The sequence below is a fragment of the Nocardioides sp. Root240 genome (assembly GCF_001428825.1).
Classification (GTDB): Bacteria; Actinomycetota; Actinomycetes; order Propionibacteriales; family Nocardioidaceae; genus Nocardioides.
Map to the genome: position 1 here is coordinate 89,692 of NZ_LMIT01000001.1, position 13,141 is coordinate 102,832.

The 13,141-nt window shown below is 71.4% G+C and carries 9 protein-coding genes; all 9 read right to left on the reverse strand.

Annotation, left to right across the window (positions count from 1 at the left end):
* Positions 1–1,273: 1-deoxy-D-xylulose-5-phosphate synthase (dxs, locus tag ASE20_RS00455; protein ID WP_235538743.1), on the reverse strand; the 1,273-nt coding region annotated here is incomplete at its 3' end.
* A gap of 18 nt (positions 1,274–1,291) precedes the next feature.
* Complete coding sequence (locus tag ASE20_RS00460) at positions 1,292–2,233, reverse strand: SMP-30/gluconolactonase/LRE family protein (protein ID WP_056892573.1); 942 nt, start codon at positions 2,231–2,233, stop codon at positions 1,292–1,294.
* Positions 2,230–2,661, reverse strand: coding sequence for an NUDIX hydrolase (locus tag ASE20_RS00465; protein WP_056892574.1), 432 nt, complete (start codon positions 2,659–2,661; stop codon positions 2,230–2,232). Before ASE20_RS00465 ends, ASE20_RS00460 begins: the two co-directional genes overlap by 4 nt.
* Positions 2,658–3,371 (reverse strand): DUF3105 domain-containing protein, encoded by a 714-nt coding sequence (locus tag ASE20_RS00470; RefSeq protein WP_082612027.1) that lies wholly within the window; start codon positions 3,369–3,371, stop codon positions 2,658–2,660. Before ASE20_RS00470 ends, ASE20_RS00465 begins: the two co-directional genes overlap by 4 nt.
* Entirely contained in the window at positions 3,368–3,667 is a 300-nt protein-coding gene (locus ASE20_RS00475; protein WP_056892576.1) for an MTH1187 family thiamine-binding protein, read from the reverse strand. Before ASE20_RS00475 ends, ASE20_RS00470 begins: the two co-directional genes overlap by 4 nt.
* Positions 3,668–3,709: 42 nt before the next feature.
* The gene (locus ASE20_RS00480) at positions 3,710–6,373 is read right to left on the reverse strand and encodes a hypothetical protein (protein WP_056892577.1); all 2,664 of its coding nucleotides are present in this window, start codon (positions 6,371–6,373) and stop codon (positions 3,710–3,712) included.
* A gap of 82 nt (positions 6,374–6,455) precedes the next feature.
* Entirely contained in the window at positions 6,456–9,092 is a 2,637-nt protein-coding gene (locus ASE20_RS00485) for a hypothetical protein (protein WP_157538345.1), read from the reverse strand.
* A 215-nt stretch (positions 9,093–9,307) separates the two neighbouring features.
* Positions 9,308–10,108: a DNA polymerase beta superfamily protein gene (locus ASE20_RS00490; RefSeq protein WP_056892579.1), complete on the reverse strand. Its 801-nt coding sequence runs from the start codon at positions 10,106–10,108 to the stop codon at positions 9,308–9,310.
* Between the two features lie 97 nt (positions 10,109–10,205).
* Positions 10,206–13,025, reverse strand: a complete 2,820-nt coding sequence (locus ASE20_RS00495) for an aconitate hydratase (RefSeq protein ID WP_056892580.1) — start codon at positions 13,023–13,025, stop codon at positions 10,206–10,208.
* Between the last annotated feature and the right edge of the window lie 116 nt (positions 13,026–13,141).

The following is a 13,141-nucleotide window of genomic DNA, read 5'->3' on the forward strand; positions in this document are numbered from 1 at the left end:
CGCCGTCGTCGCCGGTCACGCCCGAGCGGTCGAGGACGAAGGTGACGCCGCACCTGTGCAGGGCGACGTCCATCAGCACCTGGTCGAAGGCGCGGTTGAGGAAGGTGGCGTAGACCGCGAACACCGGGTGCAGGCCGCCCAGCGCGAGGCCCGCGGCCGAGGTGGCGGCGTGCTGCTCGGCGATGCCGACGTCGAAGGTCCGCTCGGGGAACCGGGCCTGGAACTTGTCCAGCCCGACCGGGTGCATCATCGCGGCGGTGATGCCGACGATGTCGGAGCGACGCTCGCCGATGCGCACGATGTGGTCGGCGAAGTGGTCGGTCCAGATCAGGCCCTTGGGCTTCTCCGCTCCGGTCTGCACGTCGAACGGACCGGGCGCGTGGAACTGGTCGGCCTCGTGCCGCTCCGCGGGGTCGTAGCCGAAGCCCTTGCGGGTGATGGCGTGCACGATCACGGGGCCGCCGAAGCGCTTGGCCTGGCCGAGCGCCTGCTCCATGGCCGCGCGGTCGTGGCCGTCGACCGGGCCGACGTACTTCAGGCCGAGGTCCTCGAAGAGGCCCTGCGGCGCGAGCGCGTCCTTGAGGCCCTTCTTCATGGCGTGCAGGGCGTCGTAGGCCGCCGCGCCGACACCGGGCACCGCGGTGAGCCGGCGCTTGACGATGTCGAGCACCGTCTCGTAGCGCGGGTTGGTGCGCAGGCTGGTCAGCGCGGTCGCGAGGCCGCCGATGGTCGGCGTGTAGGACCGGCCGTTGTCGTTGACCACGATCACGAGCTTGCTGTCGTGCTGGATCGCGATGTTGTTGAGCGCCTCCCAGGCCATGCCGCCGGTCAGCGCGCCGTCACCGATGACGGCGACGGTGTGCCGGTCCTCGCCACGGATGGCGTAGGCCTTGGCCAGGCCGTCGGCGTAGCTCAGCGCGGTGGACGCGTGGGAGTTCTCGACGATGTCGTGCTCGGACTCGGCCTGGCTGGGGTAGCCGCTCAGGCCACCCTCGCGGCGCAGCGTGCCGAAGTCGCCGGCCCGGCCGGTGACCAGCTTGTGCACGTAGGACTGGTGACCGGTGTCGAAGACGATCTTGTCGCGCGGGGAGTCGAACACCCGGTGGATCGCCAGGGTCAGCTCGACCACGCCGAGGTTGGGTCCGAGGTGGCCGGAGTTCGTGGCGACCGTGCGGATCATCAGGTCGCGGATCTCCGCCGCCAGCTGGGTCAGCTCGTCCTCGGACAGGGCCCGCAGGTCACGCGGGTGGGAGATCGATTCGAGGACAGGCATGGAGTCCACTTTAGGCCGTCACAGGTCGTAGACGGCGATTGCGGGCTCGTGGAGGCTGCCCATCCACAGCCGGCCGTCGTGCTCCCTGACCCCCGTCACCATGTGGTACGACGCGCCGTGGTCGGCGGGCGTGACGTCGACGTCGTGCACGAGGGCGCCGCCGGTGTCGTGGGCGACGACGCGGACCGACTGCTTCGGCTTGGGCTGCAGCGCCTCGGGCAGCATCGTGGCGAGCTTGCGCAGCAGCATCGGGCCGGTCTGGAGGCGCTCGACCAGCGGGTCCTTCGGGCTCGCGATCGTGATCCAGATCAGGCCGTCGGAGCCGCGGGCGATGTTGTCGGGGTAGCCCGGCAGGTCGGTGGCGAGGAAGTCGCGGGTGCCCGCGCGGGGACCGCTGATCCAGTGGCGCACGACGGTCCGGGCGCCGGTCTCGGCGACGCAGACGAAGTCGCCGTCGGCGGAGAGCGCGACCCCGTTGGCGAAGGCGAGGCCCTCGAGGACGACGGTCACGGTGCCGTCGGGGTCGCGGCGCAGGAGCCGCCCGGTGCGGGTGTTGCGGACGAAGTCGTGCTTCCACCGGGCGATGCCGAACCGGGTCGAGCTGTCCGACCACCAGATCGTGCCGTCGTCGGCGATCGCGGCGTTGTTGCAGAACCTCATCGGGACGCCGTCGACCTCGGCGGTGATCAGCTCGACCTCGCCGCTCGCCGGGTCGACCCAGAGCAGGCCGCGCAGGGCGTCGCACACCAGGAGCCGGCCGTCGGGGGCGAACTCGATGCCGAGCGGGCGGCCGCCGGTCTGCGCGACGAGGTCGACCTTCGCACCGTCTTCCCCGACCCGGAAGATCGAGCCGTCCTCGGTGCCGGTGAAGACCGCACCGGCGTCGGGGCCGGACGTGGCGACGACGACGTCCTCGGCGCCGGGGCCGGGGACCGGGATGACGGTGAACGCGTTGCTCATGGCAGCAGCTCCTGGTAGCGGTCGGAGGCGAGGAAGTCGGGCAGGATCATCGCAGCCGCCGCGCCGAGCGGCAGGTCGCCCAGCCGGGCCGGGTCGACGAAGACGATCTGCCGGCCCTCCCCCAGCACGATGTCGCCGTCGCGCGCGGTGGTCGCGGCGGCGTACACGTGGACCTGGTCGTGGCTGCCGTAGCCCTCGTGGAAGACGGTGAGCTCGCGCCACAACGGCAGCGCGGGCGGGGCCATGCGCAGGCCCGTCTCCTCGGCGAGCTCGCGGTACGCCGCGTCGTCGGGGTCCTCCCCCGCGTCGACGTGGCCGCCGACGAAGCCCCACCGTTCGGGGTCGATGACGGGGTTCTCGTCGCGCTCCTGCAGCAGGATCCAGCCGCGGGGGTCGACCAGGATGATGGAGGCGAACCGCCGGGTCACGCCGCCCCCCCGCCGCTGCCCGCCAGGTCGTCGGGGTCGACTCCCCCGTTGCAGGACGCGAACGGCTCGGGCGCCGTCGTCCCCGCGCCGTAGGCGGCGAGGAAGAGTCCGATCCGCGGGTCGTCAGGGCCGACGAGGTCCAGCTGCCGGCCCCAGACGGTGATCACGACCGGCGCCTCCTGGTCCGGGTACGGCGACAGCAGGCCGTTCGCGGGCAGCAGCTCCTCCAGCTTCGCGACACCGGCGTCGTCGACCTCGTCGGGCCGGTAGGTCAACCAGGTGCTCCCGTGCTCGAGGTCGTGCACCGCGTTGACCTCGGGCAGCGGTTCGTCGTAGGCCCCGCACTCGAGCCACACCGGCGCGTGGTCCCCGCCGACCGCCGGGGACTGCGGGTAGTCGTGCTCCTCGCCGACCTCGAGGTGCTGGTAGGTCAGCCCGTCGTAGGTGCGGACGGCGGACAGGTCGCTGGTGTCGATGTCCTCGCCCGCGGTCGTCGAGTCGTCGTCCGCGAGCGCCAGTGGGACGGCGACCGCCGCGGTGACCAGGCCGACCGCGATCACGCCGGCGATGACGACCGGGAGCAACCTACGACGGCGCACCGGCTCCGGCGCGAGCACCGTCAGCAGCGCAGGCGGCGGGTAGGGCGGCGGCGGGTGGGGCGGGTACGAAGGTGGCGGCGGGTACGGCGGCGGTGGCGGCAGCTCGCTCACTGCTCCAGCGCCCTCTCGACCCGCTCGACCTTCGCGGTCAGCTCGCCGGTGAAGCCGGGACGGATGTCGGCCTTCAGGACCAGTCCGACGCGCGGTGAGGTCGCGGCGACGACGTCGACGGCACGCTTGACCACCGCCATGACCTCGTCCCACTCCCCCTCGATCGTCGTGAACATCGACGTCGTCTCGTTGGGCAGGCCCGACTCGCGGACCACCCGGACGGCCGCGGCGACCGCCTCGGAGACACCGCCGGTGTCGTCGGCGACGGAGGGGCTGATGCTGAACGCGACGAGCATGCCCCCACCGTAGTCAAGCCACGGTGGGGGCATGCTCCCCGGTCAGGCGATCGCCGCGGTGGCGGCGGACGTCCTCGAGGTCGTGAGGTAGCCGGCCAGCGACCGGGTGACGACCACCTTGATCGTCTTGCCCCGGTCGGTCGAGGTCAGCGTGTAGGTCCTGGCCGTGGCGCCGCTGATCAGCACGCCCGAGCGGTACCACTTGTAGGTGGTGCCGGTCGGCGTCGGCGACCACGTGCCGACGACCGCGGTCAGCGTGGAGCCGACCTTCCGGGTCCCGGAGATCGTGGGAACCGGCGCCGTGATGAACACCTTGAGCACCGCGCTGGTGGCGGCCGAGACGACCGACTTGGTGACGTAGCCGGACCTGACCCCGGTGACCTTGACGGTCATCGTCTTGCCGACGTCGGTCGACGTGAGCTTGTAGGTGCTCGCGGTGGCACCCGAGATGGCGGCGCCCGAGCGGTACCACTGGTAGGTGTACGTCGTGGCGGCCGGCGTCCACGTGCCGAGGCCGGCGGTCAGGGTGTAGCCGACGGCCTTCGTGCCGCTGATCGTCGGCACCGGCGCGGCGAAGACGCCCAGGACGGCGGCGGTCGCGGCGGACGTCGAGCTGCGGGAGACGTAGCCGCTCAGGACACCGGTGACCTTGACCGTCATCGTCTTCGTCTGGTCGCTCGCGGTCAGCGTGTAGGTGCTCGCGGTGGCGCCGCTGATGGCCGTGCCCGAGCGGTACCACTGGTAGGTGAAGGTGGCGCCTGCTGGAGCCCACGTGCCGGGGTTGGCGGTGAGCGTCGAGCCGACCGCCGTCGTACCGGCGATGGTCGGCGTGGGCACGGTGGTGAACACGCCCTGGATCGCGGACGTCGCCGCCGAGGTCTTCACGACGGGGTCGTAGCCGGTCTTCGTGCCGGTCACCCGGACCGCGATCGCCTTGCCCTGGTCGGCTGTCACCAGCGGGTAGGTCGTGGCCGTGGCGCCGCTGATCGGTGCACCGTCGCGCAGCCACTGGTGGGCCAGCGTCGTGCCGGTGGTCCAGGTGCCGGCGTTGGCCGTCAGCGTCGAGCCGACGGCGGTGGTCCCGGTCACGGTCGGCGTGCTGCCGCTGATCGCGCCGGGGACCGTGACCGACACGCGGTTGAAGTACTCGTTGTCGCCGTTGTCCCAGTTGTACGCCGTGATCCGGGCCTCGAGCTTCTTGCCCCTCATGTCGGAGGTGATCTCGATCGTGTCGCCCTGGGCGCCGAAGATCGGGCGGCCGTCGAGGTACCACCACCAGGACGGGTACTCGACGGCAGGCGTGAAGGTGCCCGCGTGCGCCGTGGCCGTCGAGCCGACGCTCAGGTCACCGGTGATGGAGAGGCTGCCGGACATCGTCGGGGCCGTGCCACCCACGGTGTTCACGCCCCAGGCCGCGGTCGCCGTCGCGTAGCCCGGGGCGGTGCCGGTGATGTAGGCGACGGGACGCTTGCCGACCATGTCGGCAGTCGGGGTGTAGGTCGGCGACGTGGCGCCGGGGATCGCCACCAGCTGGGTGCCGTTCCAGTACTTCCACTGCCACGACAAGGTGACCTCCGCCGGGCTCCACGGGCCGGGGTCGACGGTGATCGGCGTACCGACGGCGGTGACGCCGGTGCCGGTGGTCCACGGGTCGCCGGGCTGCATGGACTTGCCCACCAGCGGGAGGGTCAGGTCCTGCTTCAGCTTGGGCTGTGCGGCCGTCGGCTGCCAGGCGGTCGCGGAGGCGAGGTCGGGGGTGTTGCCGAGGCAGCGCGTGCCGTAGCGGTTGGGTCGCTGCGAGCCGGGGTCGAAGTTGTCGTCGTAGACGTCGTCGTAGAAGCAGAGGGTGTACTCCTTGGCGTCCGAGATCCGGAACTTCATCCGGCCATCGGCGCCGGTCTCCAGCGGCCCGTACTGCAGGCCGTTGTCCCATGCGCCGCCGACCGGGCGGGAGAAGACGTTCCAGCGCACCTTGTCCATCGGGGCACCGCTCGGGTCGACCGCCCGCAGGTAGAAGCCCTTCCAGTCCTCGACGGCCAGGCTGATGGCCGTGGTCTGGCCGGGCGTGACGGTGAAGGTCTGGTTGGGAACCGTGGTCAGGAAGTTCTCGGCCTCCCAGGGCTCGTTGCCCTGCACCGCCACCGTGCCGGGCGCGACCTTGTCGATCGTGAACGTGCCGTTGTCGGCGACGGTGGCACCCGGGTAGCTCCTCCAGTAGTCACGGGCGTCGTTGTCAGCCGTGATCTCGGCCGTCGGCCAGGCCGTGGCCACGCCGTTCTTCTTCACGGTGCCGGTGATCCGGCCCCAGCGCTCGAGCGTGGCGTCGTAGGTCGTCGCCGCGGACACCACCTTGGTGACGGTCGGCTCCGGGGCGTACTCCTGCGCGCACGGGTAGTCGCCCCAGCACTCCATCGCGATCTGGTAGGTGCCGGTCGTCGGCAGCGTCAGCGAGTAGCTGCCGTCGGTCGCGGTGTAGTCGTAGATGCGGGGGTCGAAGGTGTCGCCGTCGGCGTCCTTGGCCTCGACGAACACGTCGGCGATCGCGACGGTCGCCCCGGTCGCGTCGAGCCCGGTGACCTTGCCGCTGACGACGACCGTCGCCGCGCGGGCCGGCGCGGCCAGGCCGGGAAGGAGGGTCAGCGCGAGCAGCGCGCCGAGAAGGGCTGAGAGCAGGACGGCAGGGCGTGACCCCGAGCTGAGACGCATGGGCGCGATCCTGTCCGTGTCCGGAACCGATCAAACCAAGGGGATATCAGTTCCGGACACGGCCTCGACCGGGCTCCGCGCGTCAGCGGATGGCGGTGGTCGCGACCGACGACCGCGTGGTCGTGACGTAGCCCGTGCGGCCCCGCTTCACGATCACCTTGATCCGCCTGCCCTTGTCGGCGGCGACGAGCCGGTAGGTGCGGTTCGTCGCGCCCCTGATCGCGACCCCGTTGCGGTACCACTGGTAGCGCGTGGTGCTCGGCGTCGGCGACCAGGTGCCGAGCACGGCGGTCAGGAGGGAACGGACCCTGAGGGTGCCGGTGACCCGCGGCGCCGGGGCCTTGCTGAAGAGTCGCAGGATCGCGCCGGTCGCGGTCGACGTCTTCGCCGTCGTGGCGTAGCCGTCACGCGCCGCCGTGACGCGCACGGCGATCCGCTGGCCGCCGTCGGCCGTGGTCAGCCGGTAGGTGCGGCTGGTGGCGTTCGCGATGGCGACGCCGTTGCGCAGCCACTGGTACGACGTCGTGGTCGGGGCGGGCGCCCAGGTGCCGGCGTTCGCGGTCAGCGTCGAGCCCGCGGCGCGGGTGCCGGTGATCGTCGGCGTCGGAGCCGTGGTGAACCCGGCCAGCACGGCGGCGGTCGGCACCGAGGTGTCGGCGGCCGTGACGTAGCCGGCGCGCGCACCGGTGACCTTCACGGTGATCGCCTGACCGGCGTCGGCCGCGACCAGCTGGTAGGTCGGACCGGTCGCGTCGGGGATCGCGACACCGCCGCGGAACCACTCGTAGGTCGTGGTGTCCGGGGTGGGGACCCAGGTGCCGGCGTCGGCGGTGAGCGTGGCGCCGATGGCCGCCGTACCGGTGACGGTGGGGGTGGGCACGGTCGTGAAGGCGGCCTGGGCGACCAGCGCCGTGGCGACCGAGGTCTTCGTCGTCTGGACGTAGCCGTCCCGGGCGCCGGTGACCGCCACCTTGATGGTCTGGCCGGCGTCCGCCGCCGCGAGCTGGTAGGTCGCCTGCGTGGCGCCCGCGATCGGGGTGTCGCCGCGCAGCCACTGGTACGTCGTCGTGGTGGCCGCCGGCGTCCAGGTGCCGGCGGTCGCGGTCAGCGTCCGGTCCACCGTCGTCGTACCGCTGATGGTCGGCACCGGCGCCGAGGTGAAGGCGCCAAGACCGATCACGGCCGTCGCGGCCGACGTCCTCGACGTCGTGGCGTAGCCGGTGCGGACCCCGGTGACCTTGACCGTCAGGGTCTTCCCCAGGTCCGCGGGCAGGAGGGTGTAGGTCGCGTCCGTCCCAACAGGGGCCACGACGCCGGAACGGAACCACTCGTAGGTGGACGTGGTCGCGGCCGGGGTCCAGGGCAGGGTGCTCGCGGTCAGGGTCGAGCCGACCTTCTGGGTGCCGGCGACCGTCGGCGCCGGGGTCGAGGTGAAGGCACCCGCCGACACCGCGGTCGTGGCGGCGGACGTCTTCGACGTGGTCACGTAGTTGGTCCGGACGGCGGTGGCCCTGACCGTGATCGTCCTGCCGAGGTCGGCCTCGACGAGCTGGTAGGTCGGGCCGGTGCCGATCGGTGCGGTCGTGCCCGAGCGGAACCACGCGTAGCTCAGGGTCGCATCGGTAGGCGTCCAGGTGCCGGGCACCGCGGTCAGGGTCGCGCCGACGGCCGCCGTACCGCTGATGGTCGGCACGGGCGCCGCGGCGAAGGCGTACGGCAGCACGATGTCCTGCTTGACGTTCGGCGTCGCGGCCGACGGGGTCCACAGCGTGGCGGTGTCGCGGGTGGCCGCGTTGCCGAGGCAGCGGGAGAGGTGACGCTCGGCCGGCGGGGTCGTGCCGGGCTCGAGGTAGTCGTCGTAGAGGCAGATGGCGTACTCACGCGTCGTGTCGGTGACTCGCCACTTCATCCGGCCGCTGGCGTTGGTCAGCAACGGGCCGGCCTGGATGCCGTCGTCCCAGGCGCCGCCGCCCAGCGGACGGGAGAAGATGTTGAAACGGATGTTCGGCAAGGGCGTGCCGTCCGGCTGGACCGCCCGAGCGTAGGAACCGCGCCAGTCCGTGACGGCGAGGTCGATCGTCGCGGTCCCTCCGGCCGGCACCGTGACGTCCTGCCCGGCCGTCAGGAAGGGCTCCGCGTCCCAGGACTCGTCGCCGTCGACCCGGACGGTTCCGGGCGCCACCTTCTCGATCGTGAAGGTGCCGTTCGGCGCGACCGGCACGCCGGGGTAGCTGCTCCAGTACTGGCGAGCGTCGTTGCTCGCCTCCACGAGGCCGTTCGGCCAGGCGGTGGCGACACTGTTCTTCTTGACCGTTCCGGTGATCCGGCCCCATCGCTCGAGGGTCGCGTTGATCGTGACCGTGGAGGAGATCGCCTGGGTGATGGTGGGCTCGGGCGCGTAGTCCTGGGCGCAGGCGTAGGCGCCCCAGCACTCGATGTCGATCTTGTAGGTGCCCGCGACGGGCACCGTGAAGGAGTAGGTGCCGTCCGCCTGGGTGTAGGCGTACCGACGCGGCTCGAGGGGCGCGCCGTTGGCGTCGTTGGCCTCGACGAACACGCCCTCGACCTTCACGCCGTTGAGCCCGGTGATCGTGCCCTGGATCGTGATGTCGGCGGCCTGCGCCGGCGCAGCCAGCATCGGCACGACCGCCACGGCGAGCAGCAGGCCGAGGAGGGACGAGAACAGGGCTGCGGGACGGGACCCGAGTCGTGGACGCATGGACGCCATGCTTCCTTGGAGAGGGTTTGCTCAAACCTCCGGGCCGTCGTACGACCGCTCAACCGTGCAGCAGGTCACACTCCCCGCGCCACGGGGCGAGCTCCGGCGCCTGCGTCCGCAACTGCGCGAGCGCGTCACGGGCCTGCGACTTCACCGCGACGACGGCGATCAGCACCGGCCCATCGTCCTCCCCCGGGGCGTGCGGCGCCAACGGTTCAGGCCGGCGCCCACCGGTCGAGCAGGGCGGCGAAGCCGGCCTCGGCCTCCGTGCGCAGGCCGGAGGACGGCGGGGTCCCGCGGTCCGGCTCGGCCGCGAACACCTGCGCGACCCACCGTGCGACAGCCACGGGTACCGGAGCACTGCCCAGCTCCCGGGTCCGAGACTTGAGGTCGCGCAGCTCCGCCAGCTCGTCGCGTACGGCGGCCGGCACGTCCGCCTGGCGCAGCAGCTCGTCGAGGTTCATCGGGGGCACCCCGGCGTGGTCGTCCAGCCAGCGCAGCGTCACGGCCGGCCGGATCGCGTAGAACACCCGCTTCAGGCGGACCTGGCCGGCGTCCTCCTGCGCGCGGGTCCACTGGGCGCGACCCACGTGGAGGTAGTGCCGGCGTACCCGCGCGGGGTCGCCGACGCGCGCCACGACGTCGAGGAGGTCGTCGCGGAAGGCCGCGTCACCGTCGTACACGAGCGGGGAGCGGAGCCACTCGCCGACCGTCGCGTTGCCGGCGGTGGCGAGCCGGATGGCCTTGCCGAGGTCCCAGCCGTTGACGTCGAGGAGGCCCTCGAGAGGGGTCTCGATCACGTCCCGCGGCGGCCACAGGCGCCGGTAGTCGGCGACCGGGCGGACGAAGAAGAACCGGCAGTCGTAGTCGCTGTCCGGGGACGCGAACCCCCAGGCCCGGCTGCCGCTCTCGACGGCCCACGGCACGCGGACCCCGTGCTCGGCAGCAACACCGGCGAGGCGTCCGTCGATGGCCGCCACGGCGGCGGGGTCGAAGTCGTCGGCCAGGGAACGCATGCCGGAACGGTACGGGCGACACCCCCGCACTGTCCTTTCAAAAAATGGCCGGCGGCCCGCCCCAGAGCTGGGACGGGCCGCCGGATCGAGGGCTGGGTCAGCCGCGCAGCAGGTTCCGCAGGACGTACTGCATGATGCCGCCGTTGCGGTAGTAGTTCGCCTCGCCGGGGGTGTCGATGCGGACGACCGCGTCGAACTCCACACCGGTGTCGGTCGTGACCTTGACCGTCGAGGGCGTGGTGCCGTCGTTGAGCGCGGTGATGCCGGCGATCGAGAAGGTCTCCTCGCCGGTCAGGCCGAGCGACTCGGCGTTCTGGCCCTCGGGGTACTGCAGCGGGATGACGCCCATGCCGATGAGGTTGGAGCGGTGGATGCGCTCGTAGCTCTCGGCGATGACCGCCTTCACGCCCAGCAGCGAGGTGCCCTTGGCCGCCCAGTCGCGCGACGAGCCCGAGCCGTACTCCTTGCCGGCCAGGACGACCAGCGGGATGCCGGCGGCCTGGTAGTTGACCGAGGCGTCGTAGACGGTCGTCACCGGACCGTCGTCGACGGTGAAGTCACGGGTGAAGCCGCCCTCGGTGCCCGCCGCGATCTGGTTGCGCAGGCGGATGTTGGCGAAGGTGCCCCGGATCATCACCTCGTGGTTGCCGCGGCGCGAGCCGTAGGAGTTGAAGTCGCGCGGGGCGACGCCGTTCTCCGTGAGGTACTTGCCCGCGGGCGAGTCGGCCTTGATCGAGCCGGCCGGCGAGATGTGGTCGGTGGTAACCGAGTCGCCGAGCTTGAGCAGCACACGCGCACCGTCGATGTCGGTGACCGGGGCCGGCTGGTCGGGCATGCCGTCGAAGTAGGGAGGCTTGCGCACGTACGTCGAGGACTCGTCCCACGTGAAGGTGTTGCCCTCCGGGGTGGGCAGCGAGCGCCAGCGCTCGTCACCCTTGAAGACGTCGGCGTAGGAGTCGGCGAACATCTGCGAGTTGATCGCGCCCGCGATGGTCTCCTCGATCTCGGCCGGGGAGGGCCAGATGTCCTTGAGGAAGACGTCGTTGCCGTCGGCGTCCTGGCCCAGCGCGTCGTTGAACAGGTCGACGTCCATCGAGCCGGCCAGCGCGTAGGCGACGACCAGCGGCGGGGAGGCGAGGTAGTTCATCTTGATGTCGGGGCTGATCCGGCCCTCGAAGTTCCGGTTGCCGGAGAGCACCGAGACGACGGCGAGGTCGTTCTCGTTGACCGCGGCGGAGACCTCGGGGATGAGCGGGCCGGAGTTGCCGATGCAGGTGACGCAGCCGTAGCCGACGAGGTTGAAGCCGAGCTTGTCGAGGTACGGCGTGAGGCCGGCCTTGTCGTAGTAGTCGGACACGACCTGCGAACCGGGCGCGAGGGTGGTCTTGACCCACGGCTTGCGGGTCAGGCCCTTCTCGACTGCCTTCTTGGCGAGCAGCGCGGCGCCGATCATGACCGACGGGTTCGACGTGTTGGTGCAGGACGTGATCGAGGCGATGGTGACCGCACCGTGGTCCAGCGTGAACGTCGTGCCGTCCTCGAGGGTGACCTCGACCGGCGTGGACGCCCGGCCACCGTCGGCGGGCGCCGCCGAGAGGTGGTTGCTCGGCGCCGGGGCACCGTTGGCCTGGTGGGGGTCGTGCGACGGGGCGTCGGACGCCGGGAACGACTCCTCGACGGCCTCGTCGTAGCCCTGTGCGTCCTGCGGAGCGCCGGCGTAGTCGACCAGCGCGCCGCGGAAGGACTCCTTCGCCTCCGAGACCAGGACCCGGTCCTGGGGACGCTTCGGACCCGCGATGGACGGGACGACGGTCGCGAGGTCGAGCTCGAGCTTCTCGGAGTAGCGCGGCTCGGCGTCGGGGTCGAGCCAGAGGCCCTGCTCCTTGGCGTACTTCTCGACGAGCGCGATCTGCTCCTCTGAACGGCCGGTGAGGCGCAGGTAGGTGGTGGTCTCCTCGTCGATCGGGAAGACCGCGATCGTGGAGCCGAACTCCGGCGACATGTTGCCGATCGTGGCGCGGTTGGCCAGCGGGAGCGCGGAGACACCGGGGCCGTAGAACTCGACGAACTTGCCCACGACACCGTGCTTGCGGACCATCTCGGTGATGGTGAGCACCAGGTCGGTCGCGGTGGAGCCGGCGGGCAGCTCGCCCGACAGCTTGAAGCCGACCACGCGCGGGATCAGCATGGAGACCGGCTGCCCGAGCATCGCGGCCTCCGCCTCGATGCCGCCGACGCCCCAGCCGACGACGCCGATGCCGTTGACCATGGTGGTGTGCGAGTCGGTGCCGACGCAGGTGTCGGGGTAGGCCAGCAGCTCGCCGTCGACCTCGCGGGTGAAGACCGTGCGCGCGAGGTGCTCGATGTTGACCTGGTGGACGATGCCGGTGCCGGGCGGGACGACCTTGAAGTCGTCGAAGGCGCCCTGGCCCCAGCGGAGGAACTGGTAGCGCTCGCGGTTGCGCTCGTACTCGATCTCGACGTTGCGCTGGAACGCCTCGGGCGTGCCGAAGACGTCGGCCATGACCGAGTGGTCGATGACCATCTCGGCGGGCGCGAGCGGGTTGATCCGGGTGGCGTCGCCGCCGAGCTCGGCCATCGCCTCGCGCATGGTGGCGAGGTCGACGACGCAGGGCACGCCGGTGAAGTCCTGCATGATCACGCGCGCCGGCGTGAACTGGATCTCCTTGTCGGGCTGGGCGGTCTCGTCCCAGCCGGCGAGGGCCTTGATGTCCTCGGCCGTGATGTCCGCGCCGTCCTCGGTGCGGAGCAGGTTCTCGAGGAGCACCTTGAGCGAGAACGGGAGGCTGGCCGCGTCGAGGCCCTCACCCGTCACCGCGTCGAGGCGGAAGATCTCGTAGGACTTGCCGTCCACGTCCAGGGTGCTCTTGGCGCCGAAGCTGTTCTTGCTGGCCATCGCGTCTCCGTCTTCGTCGACTGATCGGGTCGGATAGGTCTCCACCCCGCATCCTGCCGCCGTCGCCCGGCGTACGGATAGTGAGGTTGACCTAAGTTTCAAGGGGACCGGGATCC

Bases quoted from the DNA above. Each gene is read 5' to 3' on its own strand.
- ASE20_RS00460 (WP_056892573.1), bottom strand. From the start codon at position 2,233: ATGAGCAACGCGTTCACCGTCATCCCGGTCCCCGGCCCCGGCGCCGAG.
- ASE20_RS00475 (WP_056892576.1), bottom strand. From the start codon at position 3,667: ATGCTCGTCGCGTTCAGCATCAGCCCCTCCGTCGCCGACGACACCGGC.
- ASE20_RS00480 (WP_056892577.1), bottom strand. From the start codon at position 6,373: ATGCGTCTCAGCTCGGGGTCACGCCCTGCCGTCCTGCTCTCAGCCCTT.
- ASE20_RS00485 (WP_157538345.1), bottom strand. From the start codon at position 9,092: ATGCGTCCACGACTCGGGTCCCGTCCCGCAGCCCTGTTCTCGTCCCTC.
- ASE20_RS00490 (WP_056892579.1), bottom strand. From the start codon at position 10,108: ATGCGTTCCCTGGCCGACGACTTCGACCCCGCCGCCGTGGCGGCCATC.
- ASE20_RS00495 (WP_056892580.1), bottom strand. From the start codon at position 13,025: ATGGCCAGCAAGAACAGCTTCGGCGCCAAGAGCACCCTGGACGTGGAC.